General features: G+C 71.7%; 1 pseudogene. It reads right to left on the reverse strand.

Annotated features, from left to right (window positions below):
- Positions 1–237: pseudogene (locus tag HK28_RS14000) on the reverse strand (hypothetical protein); the annotation flags it as partial.

Here is a 237-nt window from a genome sequence, read left to right on the forward strand (position 1 = left end):
CGCGGCGACGCCGGCGAGAAGAGCCCCGGCCGGAACCGCGTCGGCGATGATCTTCACCGCGGCCGGACCGATATCCTTATGTGTGGCGACCGCGTGGACAGCGGCCGCCATATCGTTGCGCTGCGCCAGAATGCGCCCGACCACGGCGCTGTTGTCGCTGGCGAGCAGCGGCAGCGCCGCCGTCAGCAGCGCGCAGGCGACGCCTTCGGGCAGCACGCCGAACCAGAGCGCGACAAG

The organism is Acetobacter sp. DsW_063 (assembly GCF_002153745.1).
Taxonomy (GTDB): Bacteria; Pseudomonadota; Alphaproteobacteria; order Acetobacterales; family Acetobacteraceae; genus Acetobacter.